This is a genomic window from Microbacterium sp. SS28 (assembly GCF_022761035.1).
Taxonomy (GTDB): domain Bacteria; phylum Actinomycetota; class Actinomycetes; order Actinomycetales; family Microbacteriaceae; genus Microbacterium.
On the sequence record NZ_JAKWJP010000009.1, the window covers coordinates 18,529 to 37,965 of the forward strand.

The 19,437-nt window shown below is 70.5% G+C and carries 20 protein-coding genes; 7 read left to right on the top strand and 13 right to left on the bottom strand.

Features of this window, described 5'->3' with window-relative positions:
* Positions 1–19: 19 nt before the first annotated feature.
* On the top strand, positions 20–658 hold the full coding sequence (locus MJ607_RS19075; RefSeq protein ID WP_243077221.1) for a metal-dependent transcriptional regulator: 639 nt from the start codon (positions 20–22) through the stop codon (positions 656–658).
* A 130-nt stretch (positions 659–788) separates the two neighbouring features.
* On the opposite strand, the gene MJ607_RS19080 is transcribed toward MJ607_RS19075, so the two are convergent.
* Positions 789–1,745 carry an SDR family NAD(P)-dependent oxidoreductase gene (locus MJ607_RS19080; protein ID WP_243077222.1) on the bottom strand — a complete coding sequence of 319 codons (957 nt, stop codon included), beginning with the start codon at positions 1,743–1,745 and terminating at the stop codon, positions 789–791.
* 43 nt (positions 1,746–1,788) lie between these two features.
* Between MJ607_RS19080 and MJ607_RS19085 the strand changes: the two genes are divergently transcribed.
* From MJ607_RS19085 to MJ607_RS19095, 3 genes are all read left to right on the top strand, one after another.
* Positions 1,789–2,598, top strand: coding sequence for an HAD-IIA family hydrolase (locus MJ607_RS19085; RefSeq protein ID WP_243077223.1), 810 nt, complete (start codon positions 1,789–1,791; stop codon positions 2,596–2,598).
* Positions 2,599–3,174: a YdeI family protein gene (locus tag MJ607_RS19090; RefSeq protein ID WP_243077224.1), complete on the top strand. Its 576-nt coding sequence runs from the start codon at positions 2,599–2,601 to the stop codon at positions 3,172–3,174. It abuts the gene before it with no gap.
* A 134-nt stretch (positions 3,175–3,308) separates the two neighbouring features.
* A complete protein-coding gene (locus tag MJ607_RS19095; RefSeq protein ID WP_243077225.1) occupies positions 3,309–3,491 on the top strand; it encodes a hypothetical protein in 183 nt (60 codons plus the stop codon).
* A 103-nt stretch (positions 3,492–3,594) separates the two neighbouring features.
* Here the strand turns inward: MJ607_RS19095 and pyrE are convergent, their stop codons facing one another.
* Entirely contained in the window at positions 3,595–4,173 is a 579-nt protein-coding gene (gene pyrE, locus MJ607_RS19100; RefSeq protein WP_243077226.1) for an orotate phosphoribosyltransferase, read from the bottom strand.
* A 154-nt stretch (positions 4,174–4,327) separates the two neighbouring features.
* Here pyrE and MJ607_RS19105 point away from each other — a divergent pair, with 154 nt between their 5' ends.
* Positions 4,328–5,878, top strand: a complete 1,551-nt coding sequence (locus MJ607_RS19105; protein ID WP_243077227.1) for a Re/Si-specific NAD(P)(+) transhydrogenase subunit alpha — start codon at positions 4,328–4,330, stop codon at positions 5,876–5,878.
* The gene (pntB, locus tag MJ607_RS19110) at positions 5,875–7,275 is read left to right on the top strand and encodes a Re/Si-specific NAD(P)(+) transhydrogenase subunit beta (protein ID WP_243077228.1); all 1,401 of its coding nucleotides are present in this window, start codon (positions 5,875–5,877) and stop codon (positions 7,273–7,275) included. Before MJ607_RS19105 ends, pntB begins: the two co-directional genes overlap by 4 nt.
* Before the next feature lie 74 nt (positions 7,276–7,349).
* On the opposite strand, the gene MJ607_RS19115 is transcribed toward pntB, so the two are convergent.
* From MJ607_RS19115 to MJ607_RS19145, 7 genes are all read right to left on the bottom strand, one after another.
* Positions 7,350–8,618, bottom strand: coding sequence for a sugar ABC transporter permease (locus MJ607_RS19115; protein ID WP_243077229.1), 1,269 nt, complete (start codon positions 8,616–8,618; stop codon positions 7,350–7,352).
* Positions 8,615–9,403 carry an ATP-binding cassette domain-containing protein gene (locus tag MJ607_RS19120; RefSeq protein WP_243077230.1) on the bottom strand — a complete coding sequence of 263 codons (789 nt, stop codon included), beginning with the start codon at positions 9,401–9,403 and terminating at the stop codon, positions 8,615–8,617. The genes MJ607_RS19115 and MJ607_RS19120 overlap by 4 nt, the downstream gene beginning before the upstream one ends.
* 80 nt (positions 9,404–9,483) lie before the next feature.
* Positions 9,484–10,515: a sugar ABC transporter substrate-binding protein gene (locus MJ607_RS19125; protein WP_243077231.1), complete on the bottom strand. Its 1,032-nt coding sequence runs from the start codon at positions 10,513–10,515 to the stop codon at positions 9,484–9,486.
* A gap of 231 nt (positions 10,516–10,746) precedes the next feature.
* Entirely contained in the window at positions 10,747–11,997 is a 1,251-nt protein-coding gene (locus tag MJ607_RS19130; protein WP_243077232.1) for a sugar ABC transporter permease, read from the bottom strand.
* On the bottom strand, positions 11,994–12,905 hold the full coding sequence (locus MJ607_RS19135; RefSeq protein WP_243077233.1) for an ATP-binding cassette domain-containing protein: 912 nt from the start codon (positions 12,903–12,905) through the stop codon (positions 11,994–11,996). The genes MJ607_RS19130 and MJ607_RS19135 overlap by 4 nt, the downstream gene beginning before the upstream one ends.
* A 3-nt stretch (positions 12,906–12,908) precedes the next feature.
* The gene (locus tag MJ607_RS19140; RefSeq protein WP_243077234.1) at positions 12,909–13,997 is read right to left on the bottom strand and encodes a sugar ABC transporter substrate-binding protein; all 1,089 of its coding nucleotides are present in this window, start codon (positions 13,995–13,997) and stop codon (positions 12,909–12,911) included.
* A 14-nt stretch (positions 13,998–14,011) separates the two neighbouring features.
* Positions 14,012–15,187 carry an ROK family transcriptional regulator gene (locus MJ607_RS19145; protein WP_243077235.1) on the bottom strand — a complete coding sequence of 392 codons (1,176 nt, stop codon included), beginning with the start codon at positions 15,185–15,187 and terminating at the stop codon, positions 14,012–14,014.
* Positions 15,188–15,314: 127 nt separating this feature from the next.
* Between MJ607_RS19145 and MJ607_RS19150 the strand changes: the two genes are divergently transcribed.
* Positions 15,315–16,160, top strand: a complete 846-nt coding sequence (locus tag MJ607_RS19150) for an exodeoxyribonuclease III (protein WP_243077236.1) — start codon at positions 15,315–15,317, stop codon at positions 16,158–16,160.
* A gap of 601 nt (positions 16,161–16,761) precedes the next feature.
* On the opposite strand, the gene MJ607_RS19155 is transcribed toward MJ607_RS19150, so the two are convergent.
* The 4 genes from MJ607_RS19155 to MJ607_RS19170 all read right to left on the bottom strand — a co-directional run bounded on the left by MJ607_RS19155 (position 16,762) and on the right by MJ607_RS19170 (position 19,321).
* Entirely contained in the window at positions 16,762–17,400 is a 639-nt protein-coding gene (locus MJ607_RS19155) for a dihydrofolate reductase family protein (RefSeq protein WP_243077237.1), read from the bottom strand.
* 16 nt (positions 17,401–17,416) lie between these two features.
* A complete protein-coding gene (locus MJ607_RS19160; RefSeq protein ID WP_243077238.1) occupies positions 17,417–18,133 on the bottom strand; it encodes a helix-turn-helix domain-containing protein in 717 nt (238 codons plus the stop codon).
* Between the two features lies 1 nt (position 18,134).
* Positions 18,135–18,575: a VOC family protein gene (locus tag MJ607_RS19165; protein ID WP_243077239.1), complete on the bottom strand. Its 441-nt coding sequence runs from the start codon at positions 18,573–18,575 to the stop codon at positions 18,135–18,137.
* Positions 18,576–18,751: 176 nt separating this feature from the next.
* Complete coding sequence (locus tag MJ607_RS19170) at positions 18,752–19,321, bottom strand: NADPH-dependent FMN reductase (protein WP_243077240.1); 570 nt, start codon at positions 19,319–19,321, stop codon at positions 18,752–18,754.
* Between the last annotated feature and the right edge of the window lie 116 nt (positions 19,322–19,437).

A 19,437-nucleotide genomic window follows, 5' to 3' on the forward strand; every position in this document is an offset into this window, starting at 1 on the left:
CTCCCGGTAGCCTGGGATCGTGCCGTCCCCCGCCGCAGACGACTATCTCAAGACGGTCTTCCACCACACCGAGTGGCAGGACGACCGCATCACGCCGTCGCAGCTCGCCTCCGAACTGGGCCTCGCTCCGTCGAGCGTCACCGAGATGGTGCAGAAGCTCGCGGCGCAGGGCCTCGTGACGCATCGGCCGTACGGTCCCATCGCCCTCACGCCCGAGGGCGCGCGCCGCGCGGCCGCCATCATCCGGCGGCACAGGCTCATCGAGACGTGGCTCGTGCGCGAGTTCGGGTACGGCTGGGACGAAGTGCACGACGAGGCCGAGGTGCTCGAGCACTCCATCAGCGACCGCCTGCTCGAGCGCATCGACGAGCGTCTGGGACGGCCCACGCACGATCCGCACGGCGATGCGATTCCGGATGCCGCGGGCACCGTGCATCGCGAGCCCTTCGTGCTGCTCGCCGCGGCGCGCGCCGGCCACGCGGGCCGCGTGCTGCGGGTGAGCGACCGCGACCCCGCGATCCTGCGCTCGCTCGTCGAGGTCGGCGTCGACGTCGGCAGCACCGTGGAGCTGACGGATGCCGGCACCGTCGCCGTCGACGGCTCGGCGCCCGTCACGCTCCCCGTCGGCGCGGCGGAGGCGGTCTGGCTCACCGCCTGATCCCAGCGACTCGCCAGAATCGTCGCTCCCACCACGCGCATCCCGGCGACTCGCCAGAATCGGCGCCCCCACCCGCGCATCCCGGCGACCCGCCAGAATCGGCGCCCCCACCCAGGGGCCGCGGGATCGGTCAGCGGGCGGCGCGGACCTTCGCGGCCTTCTCGAGCGGCCAGGGCATGCGCGTCGCGTCGGCGCAGACGCGCCAGATGCGCTCGGCGATGTCGGCGCTGCGCACGATCTTCGAGGGCGTCACGACCCGCGGCTCGCCCCGCGTGCCGAAGCGCGGACCGACGAACGACCCGCCCTCGATCGAGGGGTCGACGAGTGCGCGCACGAGCGGCCACGCGCCGTGCTCCTTGGACTGCGCGAACGCCGCCTGCAGGTTGTCGACGAAGCGCGTCGTGCGGGTCGGCTCGTTGACGCCGCGGATGCCGGTGGTGCGACCGCTCGTCGAGTACCCCGGATGCGCGACGACGCTCGAGACGTCCACCCCCGCGGCGCGGAGCCGCCGGTCGGCTTCGAAGCCCAGCACGCTCGTCGCGATCTTCGACTGGACGTACGCGCGCCACGGCGTGTACCCCTCGCGAAGCTGCGGGTCGACGGGGTCGTAGGGGCTGATGGTCGTCGACATGCTCCCGAGCCACACGAGGCGACCGGATGCCGCAGCCAGCGTCGTGAGCAGCTCGCCGGCGAGCGCGTAGTGGCCGAGGGCGTTCGTCGCGAAGACGAGCTCGTGGCCGTCCTGCGTCTCCTCGCGCTCCTTCGGCGGATGCACGATCCCGGCATTCAGCAGGACGCCGTCGTGGGCGCCGCCGCCGCGCGCCGTCGCGGCCGCCGCACGCACGGATCCGAGATTGCTCGTGTCGAGCAGGAGCGTCTCGATCGAGGCATCCGGATTCCTGCGCAGCACCGCCGCACGCGCTGCGGCGAGGCGGTTCGGACTGCGTCCCGTCATGACGACGTGCGCGCCCGCGGCGGCCAGCTGCTCCGTCGAGAAATAGCCGAGGCCCGCATTGGATCCGGTAACGAGGTACCGGCGTCCATGCAGGTCGGGGAGATGCTGGGGGTCCCAGTCGGGGCGGGCCACGGCTTCGAGACTAGAGGCATCCAGCCCTCGATAGGCTGGCCGCATGCGGACCCGCGCCGATATCGAATGCTGGCTCACCGATATGGACGGCGTACTCGTCCACGAGAACCGCCCCATCCCGGGGGCAGCCGAGCTGCTCGCGCACTGGCGCGACTCGGGAACGCCGTTCCTCGTGCTCACGAACAACCCGATCTTCACGCCGCGCGACCTCAGTGCGCGCCTCCGGATGTCGGGGCTCGACGTGCCCGAGGAGCGCATCTGGACGTCGGCCCTCGCGACCGCCGAGTTCCTTCGGTCGCAGCTGCCGGGCGGCACGGCGTTCGTCATCGGCGAGGCGGGCCTGACGACGGCGCTGCACGAGGCGGGCTACATCATGACCGAGTCGCAGCCCGACTACGTCGTGGTCGGCGAGACGCGGCAGTACTCGTTCGAGGCGATCACGAAGGCGATCCGCTTCATCAACGCGGGCGCGCGGTTCATCATCACGAACCCCGACGCGACGGGGCCCACGCCGCACGGCATCGTCCCCGCGACGGGCTCGTTCGCGGCGCTCATCACGAAGGCGACGGGCAAGGAGCCCTACGTCGTCGGCAAGCCCAACCCCATGATGTTCCGCTCGGCACTCAACCGCATCGGGGCGCATTCCGAGACGACGGGCATGATCGGCGACCGCATGGACACCGACGTCGTCGCGGGCATCGAGGCGGGCCTGCACACGGTGCTCGTGCTGACGGGCATCAGCGACCCCGCCGAGATCGAGCGCTACCCGTTCCGCCCCGACGAGGTGCTCGACTCCGTCGCCGACCTGCTTCCGGAAGAGCCCGTCGAGCTCGAACTGTCCGAAGGGCTCTAGATGGGAGCTCTCGACGACGGCGAGCGGGTCATGGCACGGGATGCCGCGTCCTGGCGCGCGTGGCTCGAGCAGCACCATGCGACGTCGAAGGGCGCGTGGCTCGTGCGGCCCCGCCCCGGCTCGGGCCTCGAGCTCGTCGACTACGAGGACGCGATCCTGCACGCCCTGTGCTTCGGCTGGATCGACGGGCCCGTCCGGTCGTTCGATGCCGAGACCGGCGGCCTGTGGTTCGCCCCGCGCCGCCCCTCGAGCGGCTGGGCCGCGACCAACAAGGCACGCCTCGTGCTGCTCGAAGAGCGCGGCCTCATGGCCGAGGCCGGCATCCGTGCCGTCGAACTCGCGAAGGCCAACGGATCGTGGACGATCCTCGACAACGCCGAGGCCCTGCGCGAGCCGGAGGATCTGAAGGCGGGATTGGATGCCGCTCCCGCGGCCCGGGCTGCGTGGGACGCGTTCCCTCCGTCCGCGCGCAAGTTCGGCATCGCCGCCGTCGACGCGGCGCGGCGTGCCGACACGCGCGCCGCGCGGATCGAGAAGATCGTGGCGGACGCTGCCGCAGGGAAGAGACCGAACTGATGCCCCAGGACCAGGCCCTGCTGTTCGGCGTGACGATCGTGATCCTCACGGGGACCCTCATCGTGTGGATCGTCGCCTACATCCGGATGAACCGGCGCGACAAGGACGACTGACCCGCCCCGTACGATCGGGATATGTCGCTCGCCGTCATCCTCCTCGCGCTCGGCTGTCTCGTCGCCGCGACGTTCCTCTGGCAGCGCAACAAGACGGCCGGCATCGACGGCGCCGGCCGCGGGTGGACGCGCGTCGCGATCACGGTCCTCGTGCTGGCGGGCGTCATGCTCGCGCTCGCCTCGCAGACGATCTTCCGCGGCTGACCTCCCGCTCGTCCGATCGGGTTCGAAACCGCGCGTATGACGGGCCGTCCGCCCCGGCGACGGTGATCCGTGCGGTCTCGGCAGGCTCTGCGCCGCTCGCGGGCTACTGCGGGGCGAGCCCCAGGTCGTCGAGGTCGATCGCGGCGAGCCACTCGAGGCCCGCGGCCTCGACGGCGGCCTGCGCGCCGGTCTTGCGATCGACGATGACGGCGACCGCGACGGGCTCGGCACCTTCGCGGCGCAGTGCCTCGACGGCCTTGAGCGCCGACTGGCCCGTGGTCGAGGTGTCTTCGACGACGACGACGCGCTTGCCCGCGACATCCGCCCCCTCGACCTGGCGGCCGCGGCCGTGGTCCTTGGGCTCCTTGCGCACGACGAACGCGTCGAGCGGCGCGTCGGTGCGTGCGGACTCGTGCATGACGGAGTTCGCGATGGGGTCGGCGCCGAGCGTCAGGCCGCCGACCGCGACGATGCCGTCGACGTCGCGGATGAGGTCGAGCATGATCCGCCCGATCGCAGGAGCGGCCCGGTGGTCGAGCGTGAGCTTGCGCATGTCGACGTAGTACGTCGCCTTCTTCCCGCTCGACAGCGTGAAGTCGCCGTGGAATACCGCCTCGTCCTTGATGAGCGCGATGAGCGCCTGACGGTCGGCTTCGAGTGAGGGCGTGGAGGCGGCGGTCATGCCTCGATTCTACGGATCGCCCCCGGCGCGTGATCGCGCGCCCCGGCCCCCGCTCGCCCGGTCGGCGGCCGTCTAGAGTCGGAGATGCACGACCGCCCGCGGTCCGACCCCGGTCCGCTCCGAGTGGCACATCGTCGCGAGCGGAGGAGCCTGCATGGCGCGCATCGGCATCGTCGCGGAGCAGGCCGGCGAGACGCGGGTCGCCGCGACGCCCTCAACGGTCGAGAAGCTCCGCGGCCTCGGATACGACGTCATCGTCGAGCGCGGCGCAGGCAGTGCGTCCGCGTTCCCGGATGCCGCATTCGAGGCGTCGGGAGCGGCGCTCGTGGACCGCGCCGACGCGTGGCACGCCGACATCGTCCTCAAGGTCGACGCGCCCACGCCGGACGAGGTCGGCCTGCTCGCCGACGACGCAACGGTCATCGGCATCCTGAGCCCTGCTCTGCGTCCCGACGTGCGGGAGTCCCTCGCGGTGCGCGGCCTCACGGCGCTCGCGCTCGACGCCGTGCCGCGCATCTCGCGCGCGCAGTCGATGGACGTCCTGAGCTCGATGGCGAACATCTCGGGCTACCGCGCCGTCATCGAGGCCGCGCACGAGTTCGGCCGCTTCTTCACAGGCCAGGTGACGGCGGCGGGCAAGGTGCCGCCCGCGAAGGTGCTCGTCGCGGGCGCGGGCGTCGCGGGGCTCGCCGCGATCGGCGCGGCATCGAGCCTCGGCGCGATCGTGCGGGCGACCGACCCGCGGCCCGAGGTGGCCGATCAGGTCAAGTCGATCGGCGGCACGTATCTTCCCGTCGAGGCGGTCGTCGAGCAGTCGACAGACGGCTACGCCAAGGCCACGAGCGAGGGGTACGACCGCGCCGCCGCCGCGCTGTACTCGGCGCAGGCGGCCGACGTCGACATCATCGTCACGACGGCCCTCATTCCGGGCCGCCCTGCGCCCCGGCTCATCACGGCGGCGGATGTCGCATCCATGCGTCCCGGCAGCGTCATCGTCGACATGGCCGCCGCGCAGGGCGGCAACGTCGAAGGCTCGGTCGCGGGCGAGCGCGTCGTGACGCCGAACGGCGTCGTGATCCTCGGCTACACCGACCTCGCCGGCCGCCTGCCGACGCAGGCGTCCCAGCTCTACGGCACGAACCTGCTCAATCTGCTCAAGCTCCTCACCCCGGCGAAGGACGGCACACTCGTCCTCGACTTCGACGACGTCGTGCAGCGCTCGATCACCGTCGTGCGCGGCGGCGCCTCGACGTGGCCGCCGCCCGCCGTGTCGGTGTCGGCGGCGCCCGCTCAGGCGCCGGCTGCGGCATCCGTCGCCCCCGTCGTGGGGGTCGCCAAGAAGGAGGGCCTCTCGAAGGGCGCCCGGACAGGGCTCATGGCCCTCGGGATCGGCGCGCTGTTCGCCCTCGCGGCGGTCGCGCCCGAGCCGCTCCCGCAGCACCTCACGGTGCTCGTGCTGTCGGTCGTCGTCGGCTTCTACGTCATCGGGCACGTGCACCACGCCCTGCACACGCCGCTCATGAGCGTCACGAACGCGATCTCGGGCATCATCATCGTCGGCGCCATGGTGCAGATCACACTGCCCGACCTCACGGTGCAGATCCTCGCCGCGATCGCCGTGCTGCTCGCGAGCATCAACATCTTCGGAGGCTTCTCGGTCACCCGACGAATGCTCGCGATGTTCTCGAAGGGCGGCGAGAAGTGACTGCTGCATCGATCGCGACCGCCGCCTACATCGTCGCTGCGCTGCTGTTCATCCTGAGCCTGCATGGCCTCAGCAAGCACGAGACCGCCCGCGGAGGTGTGACCTACGGCATCGCCGGCATGACGATCGCGCTGCTCGCGACGGCGTGGCTCACCGCGGAGGGCGCCTGGGGCGATCCGCAGGCGTCGCTCGGGCTGGTGCTCCTCGTCGTCGCGGTCGTGGTGGGCGGCACGATCGGGCTGTGGCGGGCGCGCGTCGTCGAGATGACCGGGATGCCGGAGCTCATCGCCCTCCTGCACTCCTTCGTGGGTCTCGCGGCGGTGCTCGTCGGCTGGAACGGCGCGCTCTACGACACGGGGCTCACCGGCGCGCTCGCCGACATCCACCACGCCGAGGTCTTCATCGGCGTCTTCATCGGCGCCGTGACCTTCACGGGATCGATCGTCGCGTTCCTCAAGCTCTCGGCGCGGATGTCGTCCAAGCCGCTCATGCTGCCCGGCAAGAACGCGCTCAACATCGGCGCGCTCGTCGCGTTCGTCGTGCTGACGGTCTGGTACGTCATCACGCCCGAGCTGTGGCTGCTCGTCGTCGTGACGGTGCTCGCCCTGGCGCTCGGCTGGCACCTCGTCGCATCGATCGGCGGCGGCGACATGCCCGTCGTCGTCTCGATGCTCAACAGCTACTCGGGCTGGGCTGCCGCCGCGGCAGGCTTCCTGCTCAACAACGACCTGCTCATCATCACGGGCGCACTCGTCGGATCGTCGGGTGCCTACCTCAGCTACATCATGTGCAAGGCGATGAACCGCTCCTTCATCTCGGTCATCGCGGGCGGCTTCGGCATCGAGGCGCCACGCTCGTCCGACGAGCAGGTCGGCGAGCACCGCGAGATCGACGCCGCCGGCGTCGCGGAGCTGCTGAGCGCGGCATCCCGTGTCGTCATCACGCCCGGCTACGGCATGGCCGTCGCGCAGGCGCAGTACCCCGTCGCCGAGCTCGCGTCGCGACTGCGCGAGCGCGGCGTCGACGTGCAGTTCGGCATCCATCCCGTCGCCGGTCGCCTGCCGGGGCACATGAATGTCCTCCTCGCCGAGGCCAAGGTGCCGTACGACATCGTGCTCGAGATGGACGAGGTCAACGACGACTTCGCCGACACGTCGGTCGTGCTCGTGATCGGGGCGAACGACACCGTCAATCCGTCGGCGGCCGAGGATCCGACGTCGCCGATCGCAGGCATGCCCGTGCTGCGCGTGTGGGACGCCGAGAACGTCGTCGTCTTCAAGCGCTCGATGGCCTCGGGCTACGCGGGGGTGCAGAACCCGCTCTTCTTCCGCGAGAACGCCGCGATGCTCTTCGGCGACGCGAAGGAGCGGGTCGAGGACATCCTGCGCGCGCTCTGAGTCGCAGAACGAGAGACCGGATGCCGCGGCCCGGGTGGACTGCGGCATCCGGTCTCGATCGACCGAGCCGGGCGCTAGGTCCGCGCGGCGGACCCTCCGCGCAGTCGCGACACGGCGTCGACGGTCGCGGCGAGGATCAGCACGCCGCCCGTCACCATGAGGTTGATGCCCGCGCCGAGGTTCAGCAGGCCGAGGCCGTTCGTGATCGTGGCGATAACGAGGGCGCCGATCGCGGCGTGCGAGAGGCGGCCCTTTCCGCCGAAGAGGCTCACCCCGCCGACGACCGCCGCTGCGACACCGCTCAGGACGATGTCACGGCCGACTGTCGCGTCGATCGAGCCGACCCTCGAGACGCTGAACAGGGCCGATCCGACCGCGAGCGACGAGCACGCGACGAAGGCCCACCACTTGACCCACCGGACCTTGACACCCGAGCGCCGCGCGGCCTCGGCGTTGCCGCCGATCGCGTAGACGTAGCGGCCGAACTTCGTGCGATCCAGCACGAAGGTGCCCACCCACAGGATCGCGAGGATGATCGGGACGATCACCGGCACGCCCTGGACGGCATTCACCGACTGGCCCCGGTTCTCGTTGAGGATGTACACCGCGACACCGCCGATCGCGGCGATGACCGCGAGCTTGGCCCACACGAGCGTGATCGTCCGGTTCGGCACGCCGGCGCGCTTGCGACGGGCACGATCCCAGAACGAGGTGCCGGCCGACACCGCGAGGATCACGGCGAGCATGGTCCAACCCGCCCACGGCGGCAGGTTGCCGTTCTGCAGGGCGATGAGCTCGGGCACTTCGAGGCGGAACAGTCCGCCAGTGCCGATGATGAGCAGCGCGAGACCCTGGTACCCCAGGAACAGGCCCAGCGTCACGACGAAGGACGGAATCCCGACCCTCGCCACGAAGAATCCGATGATGGCGCCGGTGACGATGCCGAAGATGAACCCGACGAGCAGCGCGAGAGGCCACGGGACGTCGTACGTCGAATTGAGCACGACGAACAGCGCCATCGCGACCCCGCCGGTGACACCGGCGGAAAGGTCGATCTCGCCCAGCAGGAGGACGAAGACGAGCGCCATCCCGAGCATCACGAGGGTCGCCGCCTGATTGAGCAGGTTCGCGAAGTTGCGCTCTGTGAGGAAGAAGGGACTCAGGGAGGCGAACAGGACCGTGAGCACCACGAGGCCGCCGACGGCCGGCAGCGCGCCCATGTCGCCGCTGCGCACCCGCTGCCACCAGGCGCGCACCTGCTCCATGAGGCCGCCTTCGACGCCGCTGCCGATGAGATCGCTCGCGACCGGGTCGGGTGCGGCCTCGGTACGCGTCGCGGTCATGCCGCACCTCCGTTGGTCTCGATCGTGCTCGTGCCGATGAGTTCGACGCCCATCGTCTTCGTGCCTGTGATGTAGCCGACGACGTCGTCGCGGTTGGTGTCCTTGGTCCCGATCTGGGCGACCATCTGACCGAGGTACAGCACGGCGATGTCGTCCGCGACGGCGAACACGTCCGCGAGGTTGTGGCTGATGAGGAGGACCGCCACGCCCTGATGCGCGAGGCGGTCGACGAGGTTCAGCACCTGCTCGGTCTGGGCGACGCCGAGCGCAGCGGTCGGCTCGTCGAGGATCACGACACGGGCCTTCTTGAGCACGGCGCGGGCGATCGCGACAGTCTGGCGCTGACCCCCCGAGAGGCTCGACACCTTCTGCCGCACAGACTTGACGGTGCGAACCGAAAGGGACCGCAGTGTGTCGGATGCCTCCTTCTCCATGCGCCCCTCGTCGAAGGTGCCGACCGAGAGCTCTTCGCGGCCGAGGAACATGTTCTGGACGATGTCGAGGTTGTCGCAGAGCGCGAGGTCCTGGTAGACGACCTCGATGCCGTGACTCGATGCCTCACGCGGCGTGTGAAGGGCGACCTGCTGACCTTCGAAGAGGATCTCGCCCTCGTCGTACGGCTGCACCCCCGCGAGCCCCTTGATGAGCGTCGACTTCCCGGCGCCGTTGTCGCCTACGAGAGCCGTGACTTTGCCGGGGTAGATCTTGAGGTCGACGCCCTTGAGCACGCTGACCGGGCCGAAGGACTTCTTAACCCCCCGGAGTTCGATGATGGGTTCTGACATGATCGCTTCCTCGCGATTCCGGGTGCGAGGAGGCGCCGCGTCACGGATGACGCGGCGCCCCTCGCCAGGTGGTCGTTACGTTACTCGGTGACGCCGTACTGCTCGCAAGCCGCAGCGACCTCGGGCGTGCAGACCTCGTCATAGGTCGCGTAGCCGCCGGCAGCGATCACGTCCTTCACCTCGTTCGGACCGACGAGCTGGGGCGTGGCCTGGATGTACGGGGTGCCGTCATCGAGCTCCGCGTCCGCAGTGATCTCCTTGCCCTCGAGCAGCGTGGAGGCGGCGGCCACGGCCTTGTCGGCCAAGTCCTTGACCGGCTTCCACACGGTGGCCGTCTGCCAGCCCAGCAGGATGTTCTGCAGACCCGCGACGTTCGCGTCCTGCCCGGAGACCGCGACCCCCGTCAGGTTGTTGTCCTTGAGCACCTTGATGACGCCCGCGGCGTTGGTGTCGTTGGCCACCCACACGCCGTCGACCTTGCCGCCGAGCGACGTGAGCGCCTGCTCGAAGTTGGTCTGCGACTTCTCCTCGTCCCACGCCCCCGGAGGCTCGGCTGCCGGGCTGATGCCGGCTGCTTCCATGACTTCGACCGCACCGTCGTGGAACATCGCGGCGTTGCCGTCGGTCGGGTCGCCGCCCATGTAGACGACGACCGCGGACGCGGGGTCCTTGCCTGCGGTCTCGAGGCCGTCGAGCACGGTCTGGCCCTGGAGCCGTCCGACCTCGACGTTGTCGAAGGAGACGTACACGTCAGCGCCGCTGAAGGGACGGTCATAGGCGATCACGGGGATGCCTTCGGCCTTGGCCTTGGCTGCGACGCCTTCGGCCGCCTTCTGGATGTCGACGAGGAGCATGACGCCGCAGCCCTTCGTGAGCTGCTGATCGGCGATCGTCGCGTACTTGTTGACGTCGTCCTGAGCGTTCTGGATGTCGACCTCGTAGCCGGCGGCCTCGAGACCCTCCTGGAGGAAGGGCCGGTCGAGGTTCTCCCAGCGGGGCGAGGACGCCGCGTCGGGCAGGATGACGCACGCGCGCGTCGATGCCGCGTCGCCGCCGCCGTCACCGGATTCGGAGGGGGTGCTTCCGCCGGAACAGCCGGCCAGCAGAGCCACAGCCACACTCCCCAGTGCGGTTGCGGCAAGCAGAGATGACTTCTTCATCATGCGCCTTTCATCGTTGAATATGCGAGCGCGCCGTCGCGGGTTTCGCGCCTGAAAGCGATCATGGCGACCACGATTCTTGGCGTCAAGCAGTGAACGTAACGCTTTTGCAACGGCGCTAGTGCGTTCGGCTCCTGAATGCACCGATACCGCGACGGAAGGCCCTTTCCCTTCCGGAAGGCCTCAGGCGCGACCCGACGCGACCCTCGTCCGGCGCGAGAGGGAGTCGATGATGACGGCGAGGATCAGCACGACGCCCGTCACCATGAACCGCACCGACGAGTCGAGGTTGAGCAGCGTCAGGCCCGACGAGATGGACTGGATCACGACGACCCCGAGAAGGGCAGAGAACGCCGATCCGCGCCCGCCGAAGAGGCTCGCGCCGCCGATGACGGCCGCCGCGATGGCGTTGAGGTTCGTGTCGCCGCCGCCCGAGCTCTGGTTCGCCGCCGCCAGGCGGGAGGCCGCAAGAATGCCGCCCACGGCCGCGAGGCTCGAGCAGAGCGCGAAAACCGAGAGGTAGATGCGGTCGACCCGGATGCCGGCGCGGCGCGCGGCCTCGACCGAGCCGCCGACGGCGTAGACGGCGCGTCCCCAGCGCGTGCGGCTCAGCACGAGGTGCATCAGGACGACGAGGCCGATGAAGAACAGGAACATCACCCCGACGCCGCGCGAGAGGTTGAGGTACCACGCCGTGACGAGCAGGAAGACGAGGAGCAGGCCGCTGCGCACGCCGATCTCGAGGTAGCTCTGGCTCTCGAGGTCGGCCGCAGCGCGCCGGCGCGCGCGCCGGATGAGCGACAGCGCGTACAGGGCGACCGCCACCGCGGCGACGCTGTACGACGCCCACGCCGGCAGGAACCACTGCTGCGCGAACTGGACGAAGACCGAGTCGAAGGGCAGGCTGATCGACCCCGTGTCGCCCAGCACCCAGAGCTGCAGCCCGAGGAATCCCAGAAGTCCCGCGAGCGTGATGACGAAGCTCGGCAGGCCGAACCGCGAGTACAGGAACCCGTAGAGCAGTCCCGCGAGCATGCCCGCCGCGATGGCCGCGGCGAGCGCGAAGAGCGGATTCCACTGCAGCTGCACGAAGCTCACCGCGAGGATCGCGGCCGCGAGGCCCGACACCGACCCGACCGACAGGTCGATCTCGCCGACGAGCAGCACGACGACGATGCCGAGGGCGATCGTGCCGATCGCGGCGCACTGCATCGTGATCAGGACGAGGTTCTTGCTCGTGAGGAAGACGGGGTTGAGGATCTGGAAGACCGTCCAGATCACGACGAGCCCCACGATCACGGGGAGCGAGCCGAGGTCTCCCCCGCGCACGCGCTCGACGAGTGACGCCGCCGCGCGGCGCACACCTGCGCGCGACAGCCCTTCGCCGCCGATCTGCTCGATGGGCGCCGTGCGGTCGTCGCGCAGGCCGCTCATGCGTCGCCCCGATCGCGCGTCGACGGCCGTCGGGATGCCTTCGAGGGCATCGGGATGATCGGGGCGCCGGGCCCGGCATCGGGGCTCTCGCCGGCACCGGGACGGGCCTCGATCCGGGAGGCGGGAGGCGGCTCGGCCGCCTTGCCGCCGCCCTGCGTCGCCCCTGTGATGGCGGCGACGAGCGTCTCGCTCGTGGCGTCGACGGCGTTGAAGACGCCGTTGTTGCGCCCCAGACGCAGCACGACGATGCGGTCTGCGACGGCGAGCACGTCGGCCATGTTGTGGCTGATCAGGATGACGCCGTGCCCGCGCTCGCGGAGGCGTTCGATGAGGTTGAGCACTTCGGCCGTCTGAGCGACGCCGAGCGCCGCCGTCGGCTCGTCGAGGATCACGACGCGCGGCTCGCCGATGAGCGACCGCGCGATCGCGACGGTCTGCCGCTGGCCGCCGGAGAGCGCCGCGACGGGGATCCGCACCGAGGGGACCTTCGCCGACAGCTCGCGCAGGAGCGTCCAGGTGCGCTGCTCCATCTCGACCTCGTCGAGGCCGCCGCTCGTCGTGAGCTCGCGTCCGAGCCAGAGGTTCGCCACGACGTCGAGGTTGTCGCACAGGGCGAGGTCCTGGAAGATCGTCTCGATCCCGAGGGCCTGCGAATCCGCCGGGCTCGCGATCGCGACCTCCTCGTCGTCGAAGTCGATCGTCCCGCCGTCCGGCGGGTGCACGCCCGCGAGGATCTTGACGAGCGTCGACTTGCCCGCCCCGTTGTCTCCGATGAGCGCGACGACCTCGCCCTCGTTGACCCAGAAGTCGACGTCGGTCAGGGCCTTCACGGCGCCGAAATGCTTGCTGATCGCGCGCATCGTCAGGACGCGCTTGCGATACGGGGGCGAAGAGACGGGTGTGGACATCGCCTAAAGGATGCCAGCCGCGGTGCACGCCGCAGCGTAATCGGGCGTGCAGATGTCCTCGACGGTCCAGAATCCGTCCGCGACGACCGTGTCGAGCAGGTTGTCGACGGTCACCGCGACGGGATCCAGCAGCGTCGTGGGCGTGCCGTCGATCTCGAGCGGCGCCGTGACGGGCTCGCCGCGCAGGAGCGCGACGGCGACTTCGGCCGCGCGTTCGGCCTGCGGCTTGATGGCCTTGTAGACGGTCATGTACTGGTCGCCCGTCACGATCCGCTGCAGCGCGGCGAGCTCGGCATCCTGCCCCGTCACGATCGGGAAGGGGTCGACGACGGCGGCCTTCAGGGCGGAGACCGCACCGCCTGCCGTGCCGTCGTTGGCGGCGTAGACGCCCTCGATGCGCTCGCCGTACTGCGCGACCTGCCCCGAGACCCATTCCTGGGCCTTGTCAGGACTCCAGTCCGGAGTCTCGTACTCGGCGAGGATGCGCACTCCGCTCGCATCCAGGACGCGATCCGCACCCTCGTGGAACTTCGCCGAGTTGCTGTCGGTGGGCGATCCGTTGACCATCAGGATGCCGCCGTCCGGCGCCCCCGGACCACGGGCCTCGAGCGCCTCGACGAGAGCCGTCGCCTGCAGCACGCCGACCTTCTCGTTGTCGAACGAGACGTAGTACGCGAGGCCCCCGCCCGAGATGAGCCGGTCGTACGAGACGACGGGCACGCCCTGCGCGTTCGCGGCGGCGACGATGCTCGCGGCGGCCTTCGTGTCGACCGCGTCGAGGACGAGCACCTCGGCGCCGGCCGCGAGAGCCGATTCGGCCTGCTGCTGCTGCTTCTCGGCATCCTGATCCGCGTTGGCGTAGAGCACGCGGAAGTCGCCCAGCTCGGCGACGCGCTCCTCGAAGAACGGTCGGTCGAACGTCTCGTACCGCGCCGTCTTGACGTCGGGGAGCAGCAGCGCGATCGTCCCCTCCGTGCCGGTCTCGGGGCCGGGCGCGCACGCCGCGAGCGCGGCGGCCGCGAGCGCGAGGACGATCGCGAGAGCGCCCGCCCGCGCGGGCGCCCGCCGACGGAGCAGCCGGGGCCGCGGCATCCCGAACCCTCGTCTCACGCCGAGACGGCGATGACGTCGGCGTCGACCGTCACGTGGTCGAGGGCGATCGCGATCGCGCCGCGCGTCTCGGCCCACTCCCCGAACGACGCCGCGACGATCTCGGGCAGGCCGTTCGCCGACGCGAGCGCTGACCGCTCGAGCGAGTGACGCATGGGCGACATGAGGATCTCGCCGGCCTGCGCGAGCTCTCCGCCGACGACGATGAGCTCGGGGTCGAAGAGGTTGCACAGGCTTGCCGTCGCGATGCCGATGTGGCGCCCCGCGTCGGCGATGACGCGGCGCGAGCTGCCGTCGCCGTCCTCGGCCGCCTGCAGCAGGTCGCTGATGCGCTGCATGCCGGCGCTCGGCGGGAAGAGCGAGAGCAGCGCGGGGCCGCCTGCGTAGGTCTCGAGGCATCCGCGGTTGCTGCACCGGCAGATGGGGCCGTTCTCGTCGATCGTGACGTGCCCGATCTGGCCCGCCTTGCCGTTGACGCCGCGGAACAGGTCGCCGTTCACGATGAGCCCCGCGCTGATCGTGTGACCGACGCGCAGGAAGACCGACGACGATGCTGTGCGGCCACTCCCCTCGCGCGCCTCGGCGAGGCCGCCGAGATTGGCCTCGCTGTCGACGTACACGGGGCGGGCGATGCGCTCCGAGAGGCGGGCCGCGACATCCACCCCCTCCCAGCCGCGCAGCAGCCCCGGGGTCGAGACCATGCCGGTCTGCGGGTCGATCGGGGCGGGCAGCGCGAGGCCCACCGCGAGCAGGTCGCCTGCGGTACCGCCGAGCGACTCCATGAGCTCGCTCAGCAGGATCGCGAGGCGGTCGAGCTGCGCGTCGTGCCGGTGGTCGAGCGGAAGCGGGAGCGAGGTCTGGCTCACGATCGTGCGCGTGACGTCGGCGATCGCGATGTGCAGCTGGCGCGACGTGTAATGCACGCCGGCGACGAGGCCGAGCTGGCGCGCGAGCGACACGAGCGTCGCGCGACGGCCGCTGCGGGACGTGATCGAGGTGTGCAGCAGGCCCGCGGCCGTGAGCTCCTTGACGATGTTCGAGACCGTCGCGGGCGAAAGGCCCGTGCTGCCCGCGAGCTCGACCTGCGTGAGGCGGCCGTGGCGCTTGAGCGACTCGACGATGCGCGCGCGATTGGCCTCGCGGAGCGAACTCTGCGAGCCAGGCGGAGACATCCTGCGCACCACAGCCACACTGTACCCGACCGGGTTTCGCCCTGGTCCGGTCGGGGTTCCCTGAGCGGGTGGGCCCCAGGGCGGGTTTCGGGATGCCGCGTCGGCGGCCCGCCGTAGGCTGGAGTCCATGCGCCTGGCCACCTGGAACGTCAACTCGATCCGCGCCCGCGTCGAGCGGACCGTCGAGTTCGCCGTCCGCGAGAGCATCGACGTGCTCGCGATGCAGGAGATCAAGTGCAAGGCCGAGCAGTTCCCCTTCGCGGCGTTCGAGGAGGCGGGCTATCACGTCGAGGCGCACGGCTTCTCGCAGTGGAACGGCGTCGCGATCGCGAGCCGCGAGCCGATGCAGAACGTGCGCACGGCGTTCACGGGCATGCCCGGCTTCGCGAAGGATCACGCGGGTCCGGATGCCCCGCTCGAGGCCCGCGCGATCGGCGCGACGATCGCCGGGGTCGAGGTGTGGAGCCTGTACGTCCCCAACGGCCGCGCGCTCGGCGACCCGCACTACGACTACAAGCTCGACTGGCTCGCTGCCCTCGCGGGTCACACGCGCGATGCCCTCGCGGCCGATCCCGACCTCGCGCTCGCGCTCGTGGGCGACTTCAACATCGCGCCGACCGACGCCGACAACGGCGACCCCGCCGTCGTCCCGGGATTCTCGACCCACGTGTCGCCGCTCGAGCGCGAGGCGTTCGCCGAGCTCGAGGCCTCGGGACTGAGCGACGTCGTTCGCCCGCTCGTCCCGAAGGGCTTCACCTACTGGGACTACAAGCGCCTGCGCTTCCCGCGCAACGAGGGCATGCGGATCGACTTCATCCTGGGTTCGCACGCCCTCGCGGACGCCGTGGCCGGAGCATCCATCCACCGCGACGAGCGCAAGGGCGAGGCGCCGAGCGACCACGTCCCGGTCGTCGTCGACCTCGACTTCGCGGGCCCGGATGACGACGATGACGACCGCCCCATGATCTGGTAGCCCCGCGGGGAGCCTTGCGGCCCGGCCGCGCGAACACGCGGCTGCGGCGATGCGCATCCTCCACATCGCCGCGCTGCTGCTCGCGCTCGCGCCGCGCCGCGCGATTCAGGGTGAGTTCCTGCCGCATCCATGCGGCGCACGCGACACCGACTCACCCCTCGCGAAACCCGCCCCCGGGTTCGGGGTGAAGTCCCGCCGCATCCACCCGCCGCACGCGACACCACCTCACCCCACGCGAAACCCGCCCCCGGGTTCGGGGTGAAGTCCCGCCGCATCCACCCGCCGCACCCGACACCACCTCACCCCACGCGACGACCCGCCCCCGGGTTCGGGGTGAAGTCCCGCCGCATCCACCCGCCGCGCGCGACACCGACTCACCCCGCGCAAAAACCCGCCCCCGGGTTCGGGGTGAAGTCCCGCCGCATCCACCCGCCGCACGCGACACCACCTCACCCCACGCGACACCCGCCCCCGGGTTTGGGGTGAAGTCCCGCCGCATCCACCCGCCGCACGCGACACCACCTCACCCCACGCGACGAGGGGCCGAGTCGGGGCTGCCGGCCTCACCCCAGGCGACGAGGTGCCGGGTCGGGGCTGCCGGCTAGACCCCGCGGTCGGGCGCCGACATGTCGCCCGTCGTGGGCTTGCCCGCGGGGGCGTAGCGCAGCAGGACGGCGCCCGACGTTCCCGTGACGGCGGGTGCGACGAGCGTCAGATTCGCCGGGGCCGCGCCGTCGGGGAACACCTTCTTGCCCTGGCCCAGCACGATCGGGTACACCCACAGCGCGAGCTCGTCGTACGCCTCGGCGGCGAGCAGCGTGTGGACGAAGTCGACGCTGCCGATGACCTGGATGTTCTCGTGCTTCTCGCGCAGCGCCGCGACCTCGGCCGCGGCATCCGGACCCAACTGCGTCGTTCCGCGCCACTCCGGCTCGAGCGGCGTGCGGGAGGCGACATACTTCGGGATCTCGTCGAACTTGCGCCCGATCGCGCCGTCGCCCTCGCCCTCCGTGTGATTCGGCCAGTACGACGCGAAGATGTCGTACGTTCTGCGGCCGAGGACGAGCGCGTCGATCTTCGCGATCTCGGTGCCGATCTGCTCGCCGACGACGGCGTCGAACAGCGGCGCCTGCCAGCCGCCGTAGGGGAACCCGCCTGCGGGATCCTCCTCGGGGCCGCCGGGCGCCTGCGCGACGCCGTCGAGAGTGGTGAAGAGCACGATCGTGATGCGTCCGGTCATGACCGGTCCTTTCGATTCACGCCGCGAGCGACGGCGTCAGGGATTCGTCGATGTGGAAGAGGTCCGCGAAGCGGTCGAGGAGCGTCGCATCGCCCGAGACGACGTGCAGCACGCCCGAGTCGATCGCGGCGCCCGGCGTGAGCTCGCCCGAGATGAGGCGACGGATGCCGGGACCCGCCGCGAAGACGAGCTCGGGTTCGGCGACCGGACGCGGCGCGGCATCCCGCGGATCGACCGGCCTGCCGGCGGGCGCGAGCTGCCAGATGCGCAGCACGCCGTCGTCGACGAGGACGCGCAGCACGACATCGCCCACGTGGACCTCGCAGTGCAGCGTGGGAAGGGCCGCCGCGACGTCCGGCTGGAACGCCGTGCGCAGCGCCATCGTGAGCGAGTCGGCTGTCACGACGTCGTCCGCGCCGGGATCGCCCATCGCCTGGAAGCCCCAGCGCCCGAGTGCGAGGACGATGGGCTCCAGCATCCGTCCATAGTCCGTGAGCTCGTAGACGAGCCCGCAGTGCATCAGCGGGACGCGGCGCACGACGCCGCTCTCCTGCAGCTCTTTGAGCCGCGTCGAGAGGATGTTGGTGGGGATCCGGGGCAGGCCCTGCTTGAGGTCGGTGTAGCGACGCGGGCCGACGAGCAGATCGCGGACGATGAGCAGCGCCCACCGCTCGCCGATGAGCTCGACGGCCGTCGTGACCCCGCAGTACTGCCCGTAGCTGCGGGAGGCCACGTCAGGCCTGAGCCTGCTCCGCCAGGTACACCTCGGGGCCCTGCGCGGCGGCCTGCGGGTCCATGTAGAAGAACTCGACGCCGTTGCCGTCCGGGTCTTCGAGGTCGCGGCTGTACATGAAGCCGTAGTCGCTGGGAGCCGTCGGCTCGCTGCCGCCCGCGGCCACGCCCGCCTCGATGATGGAGTCGACCTCTTCGCGCGAGTCGCGGCTCAGCGCGATGAGGACCTGCGCGTGCGTGCGCGGATCGACGGGCTGCTTGTCTGTGAAGGTCGCGAAGTGGTCGTGCGTCACCGCCATGAAGTACACGTCGTCGGACCAGACGATGCACGCGGCGTTGTCGTCGGTGAACGCGGGGTTGAGCGTCGCGCCGAGCGCCGAGTAGAACGCCTTCGAGCGCTCGAGGTCGGACGTCCGGATGTTGACGAAGATCTTGGTGGACATTGCCTGCTCCTGTCTGTCTCCGGGCGTCGGCGCCCGGGCCTGCGTCGATAGTTGCAAAAAGCAAGCGTGCTTGTCAATAGCAAGTAGCGATTCGCGAGAGCGCGGGCCCGCCCGGCGCGTCTGGCGCGCGGAAGACGCTCGTCACGGTGCCGGGGACCCGCGCAATCGCACGAGGATCAGGCCGCGACGGCGACCTGCGTGTAGCGGTCGACGAGAGCGCCGAAGGCCTCGAGATAGTCGACGAGGAAGTCGGCGGTGCGCTCGCTCGTGACCTCGCCCGCCTCGGTGAACAGGCCGGGCGTCGTCTGGACGTAGCCCTCGGGCTGGCCCAGCGTCGGAGCGTTGTAGTGGCTGAGGATCGCCTTGAGGTGCTGCTGCGCGGCGGCGGTCGCGATGGGCCCGCCCGACGTGCCGATGACGGCGGTTGGCTTGCCGTCGAACGAGCCCTCGCCCCACGGACGGGCCGCCCAGTCGAGCGCGTTCTTCAGGACGCCCGGGATCGAGCGGCTGTACTCGGGCGTCACGATGATGACGCCGTCGACGTCGTCGATCGCCTGCTTGAAGTCGCGGGCCACCTGCGGGTAGTCGCCGTCGTGGTCGGGCGAGTAGAACGGCAGGTCCTTGATCGGGATCTCGACGAGCGTCGTGCCCTCGGGGGCGAGACGCGCGAGGGCCGTCGCGAGACGGCGGTTGATGGACGTCGACGAGATGCTGCCGACGATGTAGCCGATGGTGCGCTCGGACATGGGGTCCTCCTTCTTGACGAAAGGCGTCCCCACGGCGGGGCCACCGTGGACGTTCCAGTGTGTCCAAGCGCGGCATCGACATATCTATTCCGCTGAATAGAGATTCGGTGGCCCAT

What these genes read in the sequence shown, in the direction of transcription:
- MJ607_RS19130 (WP_243077232.1), bottom strand. Translation starts at nt 11,997, where the DNA reads ATGAGCGGCCTGCGCGACGACCGCACGGCGCCCATCGAGCAGATCGGC.
- MJ607_RS19150 (WP_243077236.1), top strand. Translation starts at nt 15,315, where the DNA reads ATGCGCCTGGCCACCTGGAACGTCAACTCGATCCGCGCCCGCGTCGAG.
- MJ607_RS19105 (WP_243077227.1), top strand. Translation starts at nt 4,328, where the DNA reads ATGGCGCGCATCGGCATCGTCGCGGAGCAGGCCGGCGAGACGCGGGTC.
- MJ607_RS19085 (WP_243077223.1), top strand. Translation starts at nt 1,789, where the DNA reads ATGCGGACCCGCGCCGATATCGAATGCTGGCTCACCGATATGGACGGC.
- MJ607_RS19115 (WP_243077229.1), bottom strand. Translation starts at nt 8,618, where the DNA reads ATGACCGCGACGCGTACCGAGGCCGCACCCGACCCGGTCGCGAGCGAT.
- MJ607_RS19090 (WP_243077224.1), top strand. Translation starts at nt 2,599, where the DNA reads ATGGGAGCTCTCGACGACGGCGAGCGGGTCATGGCACGGGATGCCGCG.
- MJ607_RS19135 (WP_243077233.1), bottom strand. Translation starts at nt 12,905, where the DNA reads ATGTCCACACCCGTCTCTTCGCCCCCGTATCGCAAGCGCGTCCTGACG.
- MJ607_RS19120 (WP_243077230.1), bottom strand. Translation starts at nt 9,403, where the DNA reads ATGTCAGAACCCATCATCGAACTCCGGGGGGTTAAGAAGTCCTTCGGC.
- MJ607_RS19165 (WP_243077239.1), bottom strand. Translation starts at nt 18,575, where the DNA reads ATGTCCACCAAGATCTTCGTCAACATCCGGACGTCCGACCTCGAGCGC.
- MJ607_RS19170 (WP_243077240.1), bottom strand. Translation starts at nt 19,321, where the DNA reads ATGTCCGAGCGCACCATCGGCTACATCGTCGGCAGCATCTCGTCGACG.
- MJ607_RS19095 (WP_243077225.1), top strand. Translation starts at nt 3,309, where the DNA reads ATGTCGCTCGCCGTCATCCTCCTCGCGCTCGGCTGTCTCGTCGCCGCG.
- MJ607_RS19155 (WP_243077237.1), bottom strand. Translation starts at nt 17,400, where the DNA reads ATGACCGGACGCATCACGATCGTGCTCTTCACCACTCTCGACGGCGTC.
- MJ607_RS19145 (WP_243077235.1), bottom strand. Translation starts at nt 15,187, where the DNA reads ATGTCTCCGCCTGGCTCGCAGAGTTCGCTCCGCGAGGCCAATCGCGCG.
- pyrE (WP_243077226.1), bottom strand. Translation starts at nt 4,173, where the DNA reads ATGACCGCCGCCTCCACGCCCTCACTCGAAGCCGACCGTCAGGCGCTC.
- MJ607_RS19140 (WP_243077234.1), bottom strand. Translation starts at nt 13,997, where the DNA reads ATGCCGCGGCCCCGGCTGCTCCGTCGGCGGGCGCCCGCGCGGGCGGGC.